Raw genomic sequence first — 19,433 nt, 5'->3', positions numbered from 1 at the left:
AGGAAAAGCGATGCGGAAGCGTGAACCGCCTCCGCATCCCGCTTTAATAATTACACCAGCTCTAACCTGCTGTTGAATTTGTAGCTTCCGCCTGATTCCGCCCGGAAGGTGGTGCTCTGCTCTCCCCAGCGCACCTTCACCGTTCCCGGAGAGAAGGTACGAATCTCGGCTTCTGTCAGCCGGCCATTCTCCCAGACAGCGTCCACTTCAGCATTTCCCTTGGCCCGCAGCCCGGACACCGCTCCTGTGCTCCATGCCTCAGGAAGAGCAGGCAGCAGATGAATCTCATCCGCATGGCTTTGCAGCAGCATTTCTGCAATGACAGCTGTACCGCCGAAATTCCCGTCAATGACGAAGATATTGCTCTCCGCTCCGGCAATGCCCGATTTGGAGTAGGTGAACAGATTATCGAAGCACAGGCCGCCGATCAAGTGGGAGATATGTTTGTAAGCCTTCTCCCCGTCACGCAGTCTGGCAAAGCCAAGCCCGAACAAGGCCGCCGTGAATTCCACATCCTCCAACCCCTCCTGACGCATCCGGTTCTCCAGCGTGACTCTCACCGCCCTGCTAAGCTCCGGTCTCCGGTCAGGTGTAATCTGGTTGCCAGGATACAGGGCAACCAGATGGGACAGATGCCGATGCTCCGGCTGTGCTTCCGCATAATCCTCCAGCCATTCCTGCAGCTGCCCTCTCTTGCCGATCTGAAGCGGCGGCAGCTTGAATATCGCTTCCTGCAGCTTCCGCTGCAGCTCCTCGTCCCTCTCCAGCAGCTCCGCTGACTTCAGGCAGAACTCGAACAGCTCACGTACCAGTATTTGATCCATTGTCGCTCCCATAGACAACTGCTGCGCACCCTCTTCCGGATCAGCGGGATAGAATGAATTCTCCGGCGAGTTGGAAGGCCCGGTCACCAGCCAGCCATACTTGGGATGAATACTCATGTAGTCCAGGAAGAAGGCTGCAGCTTCTTTGAGCACAGGATAAGCCTGACGCTCCAGGAACTCACGGTTCCGGCTGTATTCATAATGCTCGATCAACTGTGCGGCGAGCCACAGTCCGCCTGTGACATTGAGTCCCCATGAAGTCTCCCAGCCCGGAAGCGTGAAGCCCCAGATGTTCGAGAATACATGCGCGACCCAGCCCCCGCTGCCATATAAATTGCGGGCGGTGGCTCTTCCCGCCTGTGCCAGATCTTCAATATAACGCATCAGAGGAAGATGGCTGTCCCCCAGGTTCGTAATCTCCGTAGGGTAATAATTCATCTGGGTGTTGATGTCCATGTGATAGTCGCAGCTCCAGCCCATCCGGCATGCTTCTCCATCATTCCAGATGCCCTGAAGGTGCATGGGCAGCGGGGAATCCCCCCGTGAGCCGGCGATAGTAAGATAACGTCCGTACTGCAGGAACAGGGCGAAGAGCTGCGGATCATCCTCGCCGTCTTCCTGGGCCAGTAATTGAATACGCTGATCTGTAGGGAGACTGGCCTTGCCTGAGTGCCCCAGCCGTATGTTCACCTTGCCATACTGCCGGCTGTAATCTGCGATATGATCCTGTCTCAGCAGGTCATAACCTTTGGCAATCGCCTGCTCAAGCGCATAGCGGCTTTCCGATTCCCAATCTGCGCCAATACGGCGGTAATCGGTGCTGACAGCAAAGTAAATCCAGGCCTCATCCGCTCCGGCGACTGTAAATCGGCCATCCCTGTTATGAATCGTGCCGCCGGATACGGACACTCTGACCATTCCTTTGGCCCATACCCCGCAAGCCCCGTTACTGTGTACGGCTTCTGTCGCTTGGCCCTTGAATTCCAGCGTGCCGTCATCCACAGTTAGGACAGTGAACGACTCAGTCCCGCCCTCCAGACCAAGTGCAAAGGCTACGCCACCTGGATGATCGCTCCAAATCCTTGAAGCCACCAGATGATCAGCATGCGAGGCGAAAACCTCACGGTGCAGGGTTGCGCCGTTCCCCTCATAGACCGCCCCTGCCACCGCATTTGTCAAATCCAGCTCTCGCCGGAAGCTCCCGGCTTCCCCGGACCTCTGACCCTGCCCTGCAAAATCAATGACAACCTCGCATAATCCGAGGTTCGTGCCGAAATTCTGCTTCTGCGGCTGCAGATACTGCTTGGCAAGACGGTCACCTGTCTCATAATCCCCGGCAAAGAAATGCTGCCGTATTTCTGTCAACACATCCTTGCCCCCTGTAGAAGCAGGCTCCGGGTCGGTCTGTCCTGACCAGTAGGTGACCTCGCTCATGCTCCACACCTCACGGTCCGGGGCAGCCATCACTACTGCGCCTATTCTTCCGTTGCCCAGCGGCAGTCCTTGGGACCAGTCCTGCGCAGGAGTCGAATACCACAGCTTAAAATCGTTCATACAATATTCCCCTGTCTGTATGATAGTCAGTACAATCTCAGTACTGGCGGAGCTTCAGTTGCACAACAGCTTCAGCACCCGAAGGCCGGTACCTGTGCTGCGGCTGTCCCTGCGCTCCGTATTGCGGACCGTAACCCGCAGCAGGCCCCGCTCCTCTTGTACCGGGAATAACGCCAATACGGGACGGTAAGCATTCAGGCACCAGTCATCGAATAAATTCACTTCGGTAAAAGGCGCGCCGTTCAGTGAATATTCGAAAATCCCCGTGTCCGGCCCGTACAGCAGAACCAGTCCTGCACATTGACCGGAGACTGTAAAGCTGAAGGAAGCCTGAGGGTCACCTGTAGATATATGCGCGGTGGAGAATCTCCAATTCATCAGCGGCTCTTCAGGCTGCAGCTCCCGGATGCCGAAGGCTGCTGAATACTCTGCAGCGCTGTAATCCAGCATCCGGCCGTATTCATAGTTCCGGCTGTCCAGCGGAACGGATGGCATTGCCGGCTCCTCCAGCCTGTCAGGCTGAAGGCTTCCCTGCACAAGAGCCTGTTCCAGATAATCCCGCACCAGGTCGGCATACAGCGCATGCCCCGCATCCAGCGGGTGGTAGCCGTCAGGAGCGAATTCCTTCCAATCCAGCCTGCCCGTGTGAATCATCGAATACACCAGGGCGGCGCAATCCACCGAAGGGATGCCGTAATATTCGGCTACCTCCTCATGCACGGCGATATTGAAGGGCTTATAGCCGGTCAGGTTTTTGCCGGCCGCCGTGTAGATGAAGATCAGCTCCGTATCCGGCGACAGCCTCCGGCACTGGCGGACAATTCCCTCCATGCCGCGTATGGATTCCTCCCTGTCCTCCCCGTCATTGACACTGAATTCAACGAACAGCAGATCCACCGTACCTTCACGGAGCACATGCTCCTGCAGCCGGTGCGCCCCGAAGGTAGAGGTAGTCCCACCGACCCCGGCATTGATGCAGCGTAGCGGATGATCCGAATATAACGTCTGCAAATACTGTCCGGTCAACGCACGCCAGCTGGTAGCATCGGCGTCGGAAGCGCCTGCCCCCTCTGTAATGGAACCGCCCAGGAAGGCCACAGTAAGCGGGGCGTTCCCCGCAAGCTTTCTCCTCATGCCGGGCAAGCCCCGGCGCGGTGCAATACTGGAATTGCCGCCGCCGTTCTGATAAACCATGATTTCCTCCCGTATTAGCTTTATTTCACCGAAGCGTCATACGCTTTTTGCAGAATTTCCAGGTAGCGGTCCAGCTTCAGGTCTTTCAGGCCTTTGACGTAAGCATCCCAGTCCTTATTCAGATCCTTGTTGCCGGTAATGAACTGGAGCTCATTCTGCTCAATGTAGTTTCTCAGGTTCGTCTGCAGCATGCTGGCTTCGTCAATCTCGCCCGGATCAATCCAGATCGACCAGAGCGGGAACAGCTCCTTGGGCTCATGTCCCTGATACAGCAGCGAGGCATCATACAGTCTGCGTTCGTAGCCGTTCGAAGCGTAAATGTCGGTCGCCTGAACAAAGGTGTCGCGGTATTCCTTCGGCATGTAGAAATGCCCCATTCCGCTCCAGCCCGCATTGCGCGGCGCTTCGCCTTCCGCCATCGGAATCTGCTTGATCATCGGCTTAACATCCTTGCCGAGCGCAACATCGCCTTCGGCCGGATCGGTCCAGTCGATGCCCTTCATGCCGCTTGCCGCATTCGTCTGGCCTTCCGGTGTGAACATGTAGTCCACCATTTTGATCAGAGCCACTTTTGCTTCTTCGCTGGCTTTGTTGGTAATGACGAACTTGGCTCCCGGCGACACGCCGCCGGCATCATGAGTCGCGTAGGAGATGCCTGCCGGTCCGGTAAGCGGAGCAAGCGGATTGTAATGCGCCGAGCGCTTATTGCCCGGGTCAATGTTGACGAAGATAGCCGGATGCATGCCCGCACCTGCGCCTAGAATTTCGGCATCCGCATTTTCACCGATTTTCTTAAATGCTTCCGCATTCTGGGTAAAAGCCCCCGGGTCGATCAGACCCGCGTCATACAGTGATTTAATATAAGTCAGGCCTTCCTTCCATTCCGGCTTGATCGCGGCAGATTCCACCTTGCCGTCCGTCAAATTCAGATAATTGCGGTCATCATCATAGACGAAGCTGTTCATGAGATAAGGAATGATACGCACGCCGAAATCTTCCGTAGAGCCGCTCAGCGGCACTTCATCGGCTTTACCGTTGCCGTTCGGGTCCTGCGTCTTGAACGCTTCAAGCATTTGCTTGAATTCTTCGGTGGTCTTCGGTTCTTCCAGCTTCAGCTTCTTCAGCCATTCGGTGTTAATCCACATCTTGTTCGGATAGGAGCAGTGGAAGCACTCAGTGTAGGCACCAAGCCCGTAAATATTGCCGTCAGGCGCAGTATTGAGTGCTTTCAGCGCAGGAGTCTTTTCCATGGCTGCTTTGATGTTCGGCGCATATTTATCAATCAGGTCATTCAGCGGAACCAGCACGCCCTGCTGGCCATACTTCAGCACATCTCCCTGCGAGAATTCATCAATGTAGGAGGTAAGCAGGTAAGCATCGGGATAGTCACCGCTGGCCAGCGAGATCTGGCGTTTCTCCTTGGCTCCGTCTGACGGGTTAATCTGCCAGTTGAACTTGATGCCGAACTTGTCTTGAACGAATGTGGTGAATTTATTGGTGGGGATATCAATGCCTGATTCCTGGACCGCAAAAACACTGACCTCCACTGGTTTGGACGCATCAGCCGCGTTTTTGCTGCCGGACGCTGTGCCGGATGGGCTTTCTGTATTGTTTTTGCCCGAGCAGCCGCTGATCACCACTGTAAAAACCGTAACCAGCATTAACAAAGCTAACAAACTTTTCTTCAAAGCCGATCAACTCCCTCTTTGTAGTTGGACAGGGTGGATATGTCTTACTGCCAAGCAGAAACGGCTTCGCCGTCCTCTTAAGAAGGGCCTCACCCCCTTACCGGTTCATAGAGCTGCCTTACCCCTTGACTGAGCCGACCAGCATGCCCTGCACGAAATACCTCTGCACAAAAGGATAAATGACCAGCACAGGCAAGGTAGCCACGACAATCAGCGCATATTTCAGCAATTCAGCCAACTGCTGCCGTTCAACCATCGCCATCGCATCCATAGCCCCAGCACTGTTGTTCTGAATAATGATACTGCGCAGCACCAGCTGCAGCGGGAACAGGTCTGCTGATTTCAGATAGATCAGGGCATCGAAATAGGAATTCCATTGGCCGACTGCATACATCAGCACCAGCACTGCGATAATCGGCTTGGAGAGCGGCAGCACCACGCTGCGGATGAAGCGCATATCACTGCAGCCGTCAATCTCACTGGCCTCCAGCAGCTCTTCAGGAATCGAAGATTGAAAGAAGGATCTGGCGATGATCACCTGCCACACCCAGATCGCATTGGGAATGAGCAGCGCCCAGCGCGTATCAATCAGGTGCAGCTCCTTGACCACCATGTAGGTGGGAATCAGTCCGCCGCTGAAGATCATCGTGAAGGTAATAATCATCATTAACACATTGCGGCCAAAAAAGGCTCTGCGCGACAGCGGGTAGGCAATCATAATCGTCAAAGTGACACTGATCAGCGTGCCTGCCGCCGTATAAAAGATGGAATTCGCATACCCGCTGATAATCTCATGCGTGCTGAACAGGACCTTGAAGCCCTTGAAGGAGATATCGACCGGCCAGAGCCAGACACGGCCGGAGGTGACGGCTGCCGGACTGCTGATCGAGCTGCTGATGATGAAGATAAGCGGATAGAGTACAGCGATGACTACAAGGATAAGCACGGTGTACACGACGGTCAGAAATATCCGGTCACCGAAGGACTCTTTAATTTTGTGGGGAACTGCTGCCGAAGCTGCCATACAGAAACTCCTTTCTTACCAGATGCTGTTATTGGTAATTCGTTTGGCCAGCCCGTTCACGGTAACCAGCAGAACCAGATTGATCAGTGAGTTAAACAAGCCGACCGCGGTGGCAAAGCTGTAATTGGCGTTCAGCAAGCCAATCCGATAGACATAGGTGGCAATAATCTCGGAATTGGCGATATTCAGCGGGTTCTGCAGCAGATAGACCTTTTCAAAGCCGATCGCCATCACATTGCCCACATTCAGAATCAGAATAATCACAATTGTCGGCACAATCCCGGGAAGGTCAACATGGCGGATCTTCTGAAACCGCGAAGCGCCGTCCACCTTGGCCGCCTCGTACAGCGTAGGGTCGATGCCGGCCAGCGCAGCCAGATAGATCACGGCGCTGTAGCCCGCAGTCTGCCAGATGTCAGACCAGACATAAATCGAGCGGAACATGCCGGGCTCGCCCAGGAAATTCACCGAATTCAGGCCAAAAAAATTCAGGGCGATGTTGGCGAATCCGAGGCGCGGCGCAAGGAACAGCATAATGATCGAAACCATGACCACGGTTGAGATAAAATACGGTGCAAACGATACAAGCTGGACGAACCGCTTGAACCTGCCGCCGCGGATCTCATTGATCATCAGCGCTAGCAGGATCGGAATCGGAAATCCGGCCAGCAGCAGATAGCCGCTCAGCAGGATGGTATTCTTGACTAATGTCCAGAACAGCGGATTCTCGAAAAACAGCTCAAAGTGCTTGAAGCCAACCCAAGGGCTGCCCCATATTCCCTTGATTACGTTGTAGTCTTTAAAAGCGAGCACAGCATTAGCCATTGGATAATATTTAAAGATCAAAAAGAACAGCAAAGGCGGGATGACGAGCAGGTGCAGCTGCCAGTGCTTCAGCATGTTTCTTCCGGCGGTATGCAGCCAGCCCCGGCCTTTGGTTTTTGGCGCCGTTTGGGTGCTCATAGCCAGTTTCTTTTCCAGATGAATCTCCCCCTAAAAGTTTTGCCAGCGTTACTTCATTGATTTACTTCGCGCAAAACTTACTTCGGAAGCATACGCTTAGTTTTGCCAGCGTTACTTCATTGATTTACTTCGCGCAAAACTCGCTTCAGAAGCCTACGCTTAGTGTTTGCAAGTATGTGTGATAGCGCTTTCTACACGAGTTGATCATAGGGCAAAATGTCCGGCTTTGAACAGGTACACTTCCGTATTTTGCGTACAGATTGCCCGGTTTGCAGGGGGCAACGCTTCCTGGTACGAACTTAATTCCGCGTTTTTTGCAAGCGGATACATTTCTTGTGTCCGCTGTCGGCAGAAACGGCTGCACCGTCCGGGTGGACAATGCAGCCGCTGCAGAGCACTTTTTTATTCGGCATGTGATTGTCTGTAAGTGCTGGGAGAAATGCCGGTTAACCGCTTGAAGGCTCTGCGGAAGGAGTGCGAGCTGTTGTAGCCTACTTTTGCCGCGATCTCATCCACCGTATACCTGCTGTCCTTCAGCAGAACCGCCGCCCGGTCCATCCGTACCTTCACCAGATGATCGGAATAATTCACACCGGTCACCTCCTTGAACAGCTGGGAGATGTATTTCTCCGGCCGCTCTACATGCTCGGCAACCCGGTACAGAGTAAGCTCGGAGTCCGAATACATTTCCTCGGTATACTGGTAGATCTGCTTAATGATCCGGGTATGCGCATCCTTCTTCTTGTTGGATATGTATCCGCACAGCCCCTCCATGATGGCATGGAATTCGGCCTGGATGCTGTCCAGCGGCTCTGAGGAGCTGATGTCGATGATGCTCCGCTTGGCGCTTTCAAACAGCGGGGATTCCATGAACGTTTTTTGATCCAGCAGCTTGAGGAAGGTGCCCTTCATCTCCCCGATCAATTGATGCTTCATCTCGATGGACAGCTCCCGCTCGCCGAGGTTCTGCGCAAAAGTCGCGTCGATAATCCGCTTGGCCTCAGCCAGCTCCCCGGCGCGCAGAGTACTGATCAGCCGCTGCTCCGTATCGAGCGGATAGTAGTAGGTCGTGTTCTCGATTTGCGCCTCGTGATTCCACATGATACCTTTTTTATTCATATACACGGCATATTCCAGCGCCTGCTTCGCCTGCTCGAACGACCCGCTGACCTCTGTTACCGATGTGAAATAGCCGCCGAAGCCGGACTGGACCGATATCCGGTATTCCTTTAGAACAAATTGCGCCAGGGCTTCCATAATGCGTGTGATCTCCGCCTCCTGGTCCGCCGCAGATTCCTCCGGGCCGGAGAAGAACAGGGCGACAATTTTGTCCGAGCCCATATCGGTCATGGGCAGCGGTCCGGCAAGCTCCGCAAGCGCCTGCTTCACCAGCAGCCGGGCAGCGTTCAGCTCATTGAGGATCTCCACGCTGTCCATGCCGGAATAGCCGTGGATCTGGATCATTCCGGCATAGCCGGTTCCCTGGTCCAGCCCGATGTCCGCCTGGGCCGCTGCAGAGACGATTTCCTCCCTTGACTCAAACTCTCCGGCGATCAGACGTTTGATAAAAGCATCCCTGACCAGGGGAAGCTGACGGTTAAGCTCGCTTTCGAGCAGCTTGTTCTTGGTAATCATGTTGGCAATATTGCCGCTCAGGAAGTCAAATTCGCTCTGCTCTGCCCGCTCCTCCTTGCCGAACTGCTCCTTCATCACACTGAGCATCCGGTTGATCGGGGCACTGTTCCGGTAGGCAAGCACAAGGCCTGCAAGCAGTCCGAGGAACAGCGCGCCCCCGGTGATCAGCCAGGACATATATTTGATTGTGTTGGCATTCTCCAGTAAGATGCTGCGGGGGATTCCCGCCTGGTACACCCAGCCGTTCGAATCCGAACGGGTCGAAATCACCAGATCATCCCGGTAAAACTGGCTGACCTTGCTGTTGTCAAACGAGGAATCCGCGTTCAGCTTATTCATATAAGCCTCATCCTTGCCTTGCAGCACAATGGTTCTCCCCTCCGCGTCGCTGATATGAACCCAGCCCCCGTAACGCTCAGTCAGGCCCGACAACAGGCTGGCGATTATTTTCTCGTCGATCATCACAACCACTATGGCAGGAGAAGAATCGTTGAAGCTGTCGAGCGGCAGTGATTGCATATAGGTAATGACCGAGGTTTGTGCCCCTTTGCTGACAAAAGCGCTCAGCGGCTTGATTTCGCTCCGGTGGGTTTTCTCCAGAACCTGTGTCTTCCAATCCGCAAACGGCAGATCGCTGTAATGGAATATCTCATAGTAATGCTCAGGACGGTAGGAGGAGCCGGGGGTCAGCACCAGATCGTAATTGGCCAGGTAAATATAATAATCCTGCAGGAAATCATTCGTCTGGCCGAAGGTCAGAACATTGCGCATCGTACTCCAGATCCCGTAGACATTGGTCCCCTCACCCCTTTCATTCAGCAGGACGTTCAGTTCGGGATTCACCGCCAGTTGTCTGGTCAGCCCCTCGACTTCAGCCATGCGCCGCTCCAGAATCTCCTTGCTTTTTTGCAGCTGGATCACACTGTTCTCAATGGAAATGGACTTCGTAACGGAGATGGATGTGCGGTAGGACATATAGCCCCCAATGCTTGGAATAATCAGAATAACCACATAGGAGATTAGAAATCTGCGGAAAACCTTGGAGTATTTGAGCATGGTTGGATTCCCCTCTCGGTTGGTAGCGCTCTCATAGAATAAGCTTAAAATAATTTGCCTCACAGTCAAGTATTTGTCTGCCGCAGCCTCTCTGGGAAGATGGCTCCAGCCTGGAGCATAGCGGGAGAGTTCCATATGGACAGATGAGCGTTATTTCGTAAAAAACCACTAGTTTTTCTGTCCAGGCGGACACAGAATCCGCTTCACACGCTATCGGACATCATGCTGCGCTTCAAAGGGTCTTCTGTATCCGCATCAACAGAAAGGATTCATGACATTATTCGACTGTATTCATTGCCTGGGAAATGATGCGGTCCCGCTTTCCGGATATATTTCTAAAAAAGGAGCCGTTGCCGGCTCCTCTGAGTTCATCTGCGCCTGTCTCTGATAAGATCAACGCTGCGGGAAAATCGCCTGCCTAATCGCTCAGCTCTTCGCCGCCTCCGGCCTTATCCTTGTAAGCATGAGCGGTGGAAGCTTCAAGGATATCCTTGAAAGCCCAGTGTGTGGCCGGCACATCGCTCCACGGAGAGGCTTCTACACCGAAGAGCGGTCCTCTTCCGAGCGCCCTGTTCATGGCCGTTACCGCCTCGGCGCGGGTCAGCGTTTTGCCTGGACGGAAGGTTCCATCCGCATAGCCATTCAGAATGCCTGCCCCTTGTGCCTGCAGGATCGCGGACACTGCCCAGTGACCGGCGGCAACATCTGCAAATCCGCTGCCAGAAGCAGCATTATTCTTGCTCAGCAGCGCAGCAAGACTGGCCATTTCCGCACGCGTAATCTGCTGGTTCGGCTTAAATGTACCGTCCGGGTAGCCGGTCATCAGTCCCATTTCCGCTGCGCCGGATATGGCTTCCGCTGCCCAGTAACCGGAGCGGACATCGCTGAATGCCGGTGCTGCTCCCTGCTTCTCCCGGGCAGCGGCCTTGAAGAGCAGCGCCGCCATCTCGGCGCGTGTAATCTTCTGGTCCGGCTTGAAGGAGCCGTCCGGATAACCGCTTATATACGCTGCATGCTGTTTCACCGCATCTTGGCCTGCTACCGATGAAGCACTGGCAGTTGGAGACGCGGATGGAGCTGCGGATGGGGCCGCTGTCGCCGCCGGTCCCGGGTTAGCTGGGCCCGGAGCTGCCGTAGCGGCAGGCGTCGGTGTTGCTGTTGGTGTCGTTGTTGGCGTCGGCTGCCCGCCCGGAGCTGTCGGTTCGACCGAACCGCCCCGTGGGCTGACGGTGAATTTCAGCTGGTCCGCGAACATCAGCGCGCCTGATTTCTTCACAGCCTTCAGCACGTGGTTGCCGTCTTTCAGATCTGCAAGGCTGAAGAGCTTCTGCAGAATCTGCCGGTTGCCGTTATATGCGCTTGCCGTCTGAATAAGCTCACCGTCCAGATAGATTTCGATGTCGCCCATATCAGGACCTTTCGGTCCAGTCATAGTGATCCCTGTGCCGCTGAACGTATACTCGAAATAATCACCGTTCGCCTCTGTATAATGAACATCGTTCTGATAATCTCCAGCAAAGGCGAATTTCAGTTGAAGACTGCCGGCTGGCTGGGCAGCGAGATACTCAGCCTTAAGCGTTACAGCATCTCCAGCAAGTGTGTAATCCTTGCCCGCCACCAGTTTATAGCTGCCCTGGCTGATGCCGCCGAACAGCTCCGGCTGACGCAGCAGCTTCACTTCGATATCTGCCGGGGCAGCTTTGTTGAAGGTGGCTTCCACCGGACTCACCAGATCAGGAATTTCCACCTTAAGCATATCCAGCAGCATGAAGGCCCCCGATTTCTTAACAGCCTTCAGGGTATGAAAGCCTTCGGTCAGACCTGTAATGCTGAACAGATTCTGCTGGGCCTGGCGTCCGTCATGATAGGCACTGACTGTCTGCTGGAACACACCATCCACATAAATATCCATGTCGCCTTGTGAGGTATCCGTTTCGGTATACAGCTGGATGCCTGTGCCTCTGAAGGTGTATTCGAGGGAATCGCCATTCTTCTCGGTGTACTGCACATCATCCTTGTAGTCGCCCATTCCTCTGCCGGTGCTGCGTGACCAGGAGCCATTGTACACGATGCCCGGATCGTCATTATTGATCAAGGAGTAGCGGACCGAAGCGGAGCCTGTAATGGTAAGCTTCAGTACTTCGCTTGCGCCTCCGTCGAAGATAAACTCAAGCTCAGCCACACCTGAAGGCAGATTGAAGAGATATTCCTTCTTGATCTTCACAATGCCTCCGCCCACGGAATAATCGCTTCCTTCCGCCAGAACGGTCCCGCCGTTCTTGATTTCCAGAAGGGAATCACTGCCCGCCGGCAGCGTGACGGCTACATCGGCCTGCTTGTCAGGGGCCTTATCAAAGGTTCCTGTAACAGGGGTAATCAGTTGATTGACCCTGATCTTCAGTGCATCCAGCAGCATGTACTGTCCTGAAGCTTTGACGACCTTCAGCTTATGCTCTCCATCAGCAAGTCCTGCGGCACTGTAAACCACCTGCTGAGCTTCCTTGGCTCCAGCCGTGTACGTGCTCACCGTTTCCGGGCTCACAGCATCGTCCAGATAGACCAGTATATCCCCTTGCGAGGAATCCTTTTCGGTCAGCAGGTCAATGCCCGTTCCCTTGAAGCTGTACTCGAAGGAATCGCCGTCCGTCTCGGTATAATGCACATCCGCCCTGTAATCCCCGGCTGATCTGCCGGATTGCGAGGACCATGAGCCATTGTATACGATGCCGCTGTCGCTGTCGTTGATATAGACTGAAGCGGTAACCGGGGTTCCGCCCGATGGATCACCGGGAGAGCCCCCGCCTGGCTGCCCTTCGCCTGGAGCCGCCAGCGTATCCGTGATCTTCACTGCAATGTCCTGTGATCCAGGAGTCTGCTCCTTGCCTCCGTTGCGCTGCCAGGACCCGGTATAGCGGAAATTTGTATCGTCATCGTTGACGATGGAGGTTCCGCTCTTGGCCGTCACCTTGAGCATTCGGGAGGCATGAGGCTCCAGCACTCCGCCGCTGAAGCCCGTATCGAAGGTGCCCAGCTCACTGTGGCTCCAGAGATCGCGGACGGAGGCCGGCCCCTCAAGACCGATGTCGCTCCATTTGACCTCAGCGGCGGCGCTGCGGCTGCCGAGGTTGAACAAGGCGACATTGTAGGTCCCATCCCCGTTATTGGCATACCAGACCTGCTGCTGGGTATCCATCGACACCGGATGGGCGGGATGCCCGGCCTGGTTCACGGCGATTACCTCATCATTGGTCAGCAGCTCCAGTCCATAATCATCCAGCCGCGTCATATCATTTCCGATGTAGAGCTGTGCCGCCGAGACCGCCCAGAAGGTCATCGCCGTCTGCCGTTCATCCTTCGTCAATCCGTCCATGGCGCCGTTCCCGACATTCAGGGAATCGAAATCATTCCAGCCTCCGGGTCCGGCATCTCTCCACCAGATCGCCGCGTCGGGGAACAGCCTGGCAATATTGGCCCACTGGGTCAGTCCGACATTGCTGTCATAGGACTCCACATCCCACTGAATCCGCCAGCCGTTGGCATACTTTTTCCAAAAATCCGCATAGTTATGGTCCAGAGCCCATGAAAGCTCGAACCAGATATCATGTCTGTCCAGAGCCTTGGACCAGGCTTCGACGTCTCCGCGTGCATCACGGCTGAGATTGTTGATGCCCGACCCCGGGGTCACGCTGTCAAACTTTACGAAGTCGATGCCCCATTCCCCAAGCAGATCGGCAATCGAGTCGATGTACTTCTGGGCACAGGGATTGCTGAAGTCGATTTTATAGGTGTAGGAGTTCCAGTAATCCATGATTTTCAGCGGCTGCACCGCAATATCGCGTATAGAGCATTCCCCGTTTGTTCCATAGATCTTAAGGTCCTTGTTATACGCTTCAATCGGCAGGCCCGGAATCAGATAAATTCCGATCTTCTGCCCGTTGTTATGCACATAGTCAATAACCTCCTGCAAGCCGTCCGGATAACGCTCGGTATTCGGCAGAGGCCGGCCGTATTCATCCATGCTGCCGTTCCAGCCCGCATCAATATTAATATACTCATACCCGTGCGCTTGCAGCTTTTCATGCATGGCATCGGACTGCTTCTTGATGTTCTCCGCCGATATCCAGTTGCCGGATGGCTCATACACCTGCATGCTGTAGCTGCTCCAGCCCATATATGGCTTCTGTGCCAGCGATTTGTCCGCGGCCTCCGCCACATTCCTTGTTGTTCCCGTCACTCCGGCTTGCACCGCCACCATCATAAACAGCAGCAGACTGACCCCGATCTTTTTAGCCAAAGACTTCAAATATCCCAGCTCCCCTCCGAATGATAGCGCTTTCCACACGAGATGATCATAGGGGGTTGCCGCCCTTTTTGAATAGGTACAATTGCGGTGTCCGGCGTACAGCTCTCCCGGTTTGCAGGGGATAAATCCCGATAGAACAGCCACTTTCCCTTAGCCGGATATTTTTTCACAACAGCAAAAACCCCGAGGGGTTATCCAACCTGCTCAGGGTTCCAAGTGTCCGCAAATAAAATTTAATCAGCATTTAGTTGTAGTATGCTTTGATTTTTATGATCTCTGGAGCGGGCTTATCTTACTCTGGAGCTTCTTCGAGAATCGCCGCATTGAATTTCCGCAAAAGCTCGCCAAAAATCACACGTTCCCCGTCGCTCCACCTGCTGAGCATTTTGTCAATGAGGTCCTGCCGCGCCTGTCTGTTCTCCTGCAGCACTTCCTCGCCCACATCCGTCAATTGCAGATTATAGGCGCGTCCATCAACGGGGTCAGGAATGCGCCTTACATAGCCTTTCTGTTCCAGTGCTGCCGCCTGTCTGCTGACCGTTGAAATATCCAGATGGAATTCATCTGACAAAGCCTTCACCCCGGCCGAGCCGTGGGAAGCGATTTGATGCATCAGCAGATAGGCGGAGCGGTCCAGATTGGCGATTTTTTTATAGGTGGTCATTGAAATCAGACGGCGGACCAGAATGGCCAGCTCCAGTTCTATGACATCTACTGAATTCTCCATAGCAGTGTTGTCCTTTCTTCACAAAAATGCATAGTATGATCATTGACAATACCATTTCCACTTGTATAATACAAGTATATACTTTCATTATACAAGTTATTTACCGGAATGAAAAATTGCGGAGGGACATCTTATGAAGGCTCACGAGTTTATGATCAGACAGGTCTGCAAAGTAAAGGAAGACGATACGGTGCAAACCTTTATCGAAAAATGCATTCAGTACAGGATCAGCGGCATGCCGGTAGTCAATGATAGAAATGAAATTGTCGCGTATTTGAGCGATGGTGACATCATGCGTTATATCGGCAGACACGAGGATATTATCGTCGATTCTTTTTTTCAGATCAATGTGTTCATTGGGGATAATGACGAGTTTGAGGAACGGACCCGCAGGCTGCTGAATTTGAATGTGATGGCTATCGCCAAGAAGAAGGTCATCACCGTCTCCTGGGACGAGGATATTGAGAAGATCGCCACCATTCTCGGCAAAAAGCAGATCAAAAAAGTCCCGGTGGAACGAAACCGTGTGCTTGTAGGCATTATCAGCCGCGGAGATGTGATCCGTCATACCTTCAAAACGCTGCTCTAATACTCCATACTCCTCGATTGACCAATAGGCACCCGGCTTCCTGAACGGCTGACCCAAGTCTTAGAGCTTGTACGCTCCAGCCGGGGCCACGCTTCATTCCTCCTCATTCCGCAGGCTCCCGGCCACACAACCCATAGAAAAAAATATGGAACAGCTCCTCCAGAAAACCATCCTTGTCCTCATGCTTCGCTACACTGTCCAGTATTTCTCCCGAGCTCTTGATATACATCTGGATCATCAGCAGCACCGCTTCCATCGAAACCTTCGGCGAAATTTCCCCTCTCTTTTTGCCTTCCTCCACCATCTGGACCATCAGCGGCGCGAGCCGGTCATCATACTGCTGCTGAATATACTGATACATGGCCTGATCGTCGATCATGATCTCTTTGACTAGCGCCGGTGACAGACTGGAGTAGGTTTCCTTATCCTTGAAAATAAAGTAGGCAATCCGCTCCTTGAGCGATTTCTTCTGCTTCATCTCTTCCTCGAACTCACGAATGGAATCCTCAATAAAATCCTTGAAGGACTCGCTGATCAGCGCCTCCTTGCTGCCAAAATAATTGTAAATCGTCACCTGGGACACGCCCGCCGCCTTGGCGATATCCGCAATCCGCAGCCGCTTGACTTCCCACGTCTTCAGCAGTTCTATCGTGGTCTTCATGATTTTATCTTTGATGCGTGCCGTTCTTTTCTCAAAGCCGTTCATGACTTTCACCCTAACCTGATAATATAATGTATTATTTTGAAATATTCAACGCAAGTTATTTCATAACTGTATTGACTTCGTGTGGTCACGGGAATATTATAACATATGAAATAATCACTCAATAATATTTCATTATTTTCGGCGGGGGTGGCAGCATGCTTAAGGTTGAAGGGTTAACCAAACGTTTTTCTAATGGGAGAGGCATAGACAATGTATCGTTCAATGTAGATAAAGGCGAGGTGTTCGGGTTCCTGGGGCCAAATGGCGCGGGAAAATCAACGACCATCCGGCATATTATGGGATTCATGCAGCCGGATCGCGGTTCAGTCACGATTGGCGGTCTGGACGTCTGGAAGGGTCAGGGAACGGTGCAGAAGCTTACCGGATATTTGCCTGGCGAGATTAACTTTATTGACGGTATGACTGGCAAGGGCTTTTTGGATTTCATGGCCTCGATGCAGGGAGTGAAGGATAACAGCAAACGGGAGCGGCTGATCCAGCGCCTCCAATTCGATGCCGCAACGCCAATCCGCAAAATGTCGAAGGGCATGAAGCAAAAGGTCGGAATTGTCGCTGCCTTCATGCACAGTCCCGAGGTAATTATTCTGGATGAGCCGACCTCCGGCCTTGACCCGCTGATGCAGCGGGTATTTATCGAGCTGGTGCTGGAGGAAAAAGCCGCCGGAACGACCTTCCTGATGTCCTCGCACAGCTTTCAGGAAATCGAGCGCACCTGCGACCGGGCTGCTATTATCAAGGATGGACGCATCGTCACTGTGAAAAATATCCATGAGCTGCAGTCGATGCAGCGGAAGCTGTTTGAGGTTGTTTTTGAGACTCCTGAAGCTGCCGCACAGTTCGCCGCTTCCGGTCTGGAGGTAGCCTTCCATGAAGGGAACCGGGTGCAGATCGCAGTGCAGGGCAATTATAATGCATTCACGCAGGAGCTTGGCCGCTATGCTGTCCGCAGCATTGATATCTCTACACAGAATCTGGAAGACATCTTCATGAACTATTACGATCGTGAGGCGAAGGTACAATGAATTTCCCACTCTATAAGGAAATGATGCGCGTTAATATGAAGAGTATTATGAATTACGCTTGCGGCTCCGCCTTTTACATGCTGTTCATGATCTGGCTCTATCCCGGTCTGGGAGGCAGCACAAAGGCAATAGATGAGCTTGTCAAGGCAATGCCGGAAGGAGTCGGCAGGGCGTTCGGGCTGAGCAGCGGCTTTGCGAGTGCGGAGGCTTTTATCTCCGGGGAATATTACGGCATCATTCTAGTGTTGATTCTATCCATCGTCTGCGTACAGATGTCCACACAGCTCATAGCGAGACTGGTGGACCGCGGCTCTATGGCCTATCTGCTGGCTACCCCGACCACGCGGCGAAAGGTAGCGTTCACGCAGGCTATGGTGCTCGTGACATCCTTATTTATAATTATGGCGGTAACTCTGCTATCCGGATTCGCCGGAAAATACTGGTTTCTGGGCACCAAATATGAATTTGACATGGGCCGGTTCACCGAGCTTAACACCGTCGCCTTTCTGCTCTTCTTCGCCATCGGCGCAATTTGTTTCCTGGTCTCCTGCATATGCAATGACGAGAAGAGAGCGCTCGGCATCTCCGGTGCGGTTACCTTCGGCTTCTTCACCATTGATCTTCTCGGCAAAATCAGTGAAAAGCTGGATGTCCTGCAGTACTTCACCCTGTTCAGCTTCTACCGCCCTGGCCATATCGTTCAGGGAACGGCAGAGGTGCTGCAAATCTCCCTCTGGCTGCTGCTGATCGGTCTTGTGGCCTTTGCTGCCGGCATTCAGATGTTTCGGCGGCGTGACTTGCCGCTCTAGGGTTCGGTTATAAACCCATTTGGGGGCTGGTCGTAACTGCGGGGAATGTTTGGACTTCCGGTTGCTGTTATGTTTGAATTTCTCTGATTGGAACCGCTGATTGCGGTAGAAATCCAAACATAGCCTATGCTTCCGATGCGAACTTTCCTATGGAAAGCTCTCAGGCGGACGCTACCGCTCCTTAAGTATCCAAACTTCCCCTCCGCACTCCCCCTTTAGTTTAGTAGCACATCGTTAGCAGTTTCTGGTGAAGCACTAACAAATTGTATTGCTTACGAATAGACACAAAGAAAAGGACAGGCACGCCGCCCTGTCCTTTCTTAATAGATTTGAGGATAAACGCGTGGTGAACTTACTGTTCGATCAAAGGTTACAGATCGACTCTTAAGGTGCCCAGCATCTTGGCGAATTTCGGATCGTGGTACGATAAGAAAAGACTTTCCCGCGTATCTAGGGCGGAAATTTGCTCGATATCGTCCGCGCTCAACTCAAAGTCGAAGATGTCGAAGTTTTCGACGATCCGCTCTTTGCGCACCGATTTTGGAATAGCAACGACTTCACGCTGAACAAGCCAGCGCAATACGACCTGGGCGACGGACTTGTTGTGTTTTTCCGCGATCGAAGTCAACACTTCGTTGCCGAACATGTTGCCCAGTCCTTCAGCGAACGGCGCCCACGACTGGTGCTGCACTCCCTGCTCTTTCATAAAAGCGGCGCTCTCGATCTGCTGGTAGAACGGATGCGTTTCGACCTGGTTGACGGCGGGCACGATTTCGTTATGCACGATGAGATCCATCAGACGGTCGGGCAGGAAGTTGCTGACACCGATCGCCTTGATCTTGCCTTCGCGGTACAGGTCTTCCATCGCACGCCAAGCGCCGTAGTAATCGCCGAACGGCTGGTGAATAAGGTATAGATCGAGATAGTTGAGCTGTAGCTTCTTCAAGGATTTGGCAAAGGCCAGCTTGGCACTCTCGTAGCCGGCATCCTGAACCCAGAGCTTGGTCGTGATGAACAGTTCCTCTCGTGGAACGGCGCTGCGCTTGATCGCGCGTCCGACCGCTTCCTCGTTCAGGTAACCAGCGGCGGTGTCGATCAGGCGGTAACCGGCCATCAGCGCTTCATATACCGCGTTCTCACATTCTTCAGCATCGGGAATTTGGTAGACACCGAAGCCGATGATCGGCATTTTCACACCGTTGTTCAATGTTACAGTTTGCATTGTAATTCCTCCCATTGTTCAAATCTAAAACGGCAAACGGCCGCGAATCCCGGGAATCGGGCACCACAGCGAGGATTTCGCTTACGGCCGATTTGC

General features: G+C 53.4%; 13 protein-coding genes. 3 read left to right on the top strand and 10 right to left on the bottom strand.

Annotated elements, in window-relative coordinates; translation table 11 throughout:
• Positions 1 to 50: 50 nt before the first annotated feature.
• The 8 genes from ACX1DY_RS13605 to ACX1DY_RS13570 all read right to left on the bottom strand — a co-directional run bounded on the left by ACX1DY_RS13605 (position 51) and on the right by ACX1DY_RS13570 (position 14,968).
• Positions 51 to 2,378, bottom strand: coding sequence for a glycoside hydrolase family 95 protein (locus tag ACX1DY_RS13605; protein ID WP_458964736.1), 2,328 nt, complete (start codon positions 2,376 to 2,378; stop codon positions 51 to 53).
• Between the two features lie 54 nt (positions 2,379 to 2,432).
• Entirely contained in the window at positions 2,433 to 3,572 is a 1,140-nt protein-coding gene (locus ACX1DY_RS13600) for an SGNH/GDSL hydrolase family protein (protein ID WP_458964735.1), read from the bottom strand.
• Positions 3,573 to 3,592: 20 nt separating this feature from the next.
• Positions 3,593 to 5,260 carry a type 2 periplasmic-binding domain-containing protein gene (locus ACX1DY_RS13595; RefSeq protein WP_458964734.1) on the bottom strand — a complete coding sequence of 556 codons (1,668 nt, stop codon included), beginning with the start codon at positions 5,258 to 5,260 and terminating at the stop codon, positions 3,593 to 3,595.
• 118 nt (positions 5,261 to 5,378) lie between these two features.
• Complete coding sequence (locus ACX1DY_RS13590) at positions 5,379 to 6,284, bottom strand: carbohydrate ABC transporter permease (RefSeq protein WP_458964733.1); 906 nt, start codon at positions 6,282 to 6,284, stop codon at positions 5,379 to 5,381.
• A 15-nt stretch (positions 6,285 to 6,299) separates the two neighbouring features.
• Positions 6,300 to 7,247: an ABC transporter permease gene (locus tag ACX1DY_RS13585; protein WP_458964732.1), complete on the bottom strand. Its 948-nt coding sequence runs from the start codon at positions 7,245 to 7,247 to the stop codon at positions 6,300 to 6,302.
• 402 nt (positions 7,248 to 7,649) lie between these two features.
• On the bottom strand, positions 7,650 to 9,938 hold the full coding sequence (locus tag ACX1DY_RS13580; protein ID WP_458964731.1) for a helix-turn-helix domain-containing protein: 2,289 nt from the start codon (positions 9,936 to 9,938) through the stop codon (positions 7,650 to 7,652).
• A gap of 418 nt (positions 9,939 to 10,356) precedes the next feature.
• On the bottom strand, positions 10,357 to 14,241 hold the full coding sequence (locus ACX1DY_RS13575) for an S-layer homology domain-containing protein (RefSeq protein WP_458964730.1): 3,885 nt from the start codon (positions 14,239 to 14,241) through the stop codon (positions 10,357 to 10,359).
• A gap of 292 nt (positions 14,242 to 14,533) precedes the next feature.
• Positions 14,534 to 14,968 carry a MarR family winged helix-turn-helix transcriptional regulator gene (locus ACX1DY_RS13570; RefSeq protein WP_458964729.1) on the bottom strand — a complete coding sequence of 145 codons (435 nt, stop codon included), beginning with the start codon at positions 14,966 to 14,968 and terminating at the stop codon, positions 14,534 to 14,536.
• Between the two features lie 133 nt (positions 14,969 to 15,101).
• Between ACX1DY_RS13570 and ACX1DY_RS13565 the strand changes: the two genes are divergently transcribed.
• Positions 15,102 to 15,557: a CBS domain-containing protein gene (locus tag ACX1DY_RS13565; protein ID WP_458964728.1), complete on the top strand. Its 456-nt coding sequence runs from the start codon at positions 15,102 to 15,104 to the stop codon at positions 15,555 to 15,557.
• Between the two features lie 103 nt (positions 15,558 to 15,660).
• On the opposite strand, the gene ACX1DY_RS13560 is transcribed toward ACX1DY_RS13565, so the two are convergent.
• A complete protein-coding gene (locus ACX1DY_RS13560) occupies positions 15,661 to 16,263 on the bottom strand; it encodes a TetR/AcrR family transcriptional regulator (protein WP_458964727.1) in 603 nt (200 codons plus the stop codon).
• Between the two features lie 155 nt (positions 16,264 to 16,418).
• On the opposite strand from ACX1DY_RS13560, the gene ACX1DY_RS13555 reads away from it, so the two are divergent.
• Together ACX1DY_RS13555 and ACX1DY_RS13550 are read left to right on the top strand one after the other, a co-directional pair.
• The gene (locus tag ACX1DY_RS13555) at positions 16,419 to 17,306 is read left to right on the top strand and encodes an ABC transporter ATP-binding protein (protein ID WP_458964726.1); all 888 of its coding nucleotides are present in this window, start codon (positions 16,419 to 16,421) and stop codon (positions 17,304 to 17,306) included.
• Positions 17,303 to 18,115, top strand: coding sequence for an ABC transporter permease subunit (locus ACX1DY_RS13550; RefSeq protein WP_458964725.1), 813 nt, complete (start codon positions 17,303 to 17,305; stop codon positions 18,113 to 18,115). Before ACX1DY_RS13555 ends, ACX1DY_RS13550 begins: the two co-directional genes overlap by 4 nt.
• Before the next feature lie 370 nt (positions 18,116 to 18,485).
• On the opposite strand, the gene ACX1DY_RS13545 is transcribed toward ACX1DY_RS13550, so the two are convergent.
• Positions 18,486 to 19,337 (bottom strand): aldo/keto reductase, encoded by an 852-nt coding sequence (locus ACX1DY_RS13545; protein WP_458964724.1) that lies wholly within the window; start codon positions 19,335 to 19,337, stop codon positions 18,486 to 18,488.
• Between the last annotated feature and the right edge of the window lie 96 nt (positions 19,338 to 19,433).

The sequence above is a fragment of the Paenibacillus sp. BAC0078 genome (assembly GCF_054483875.1).
The sequence above is the reverse complement of the archived record's forward strand: the minus strand, read 5'-3'. Positions and strand labels throughout refer to the sequence as shown.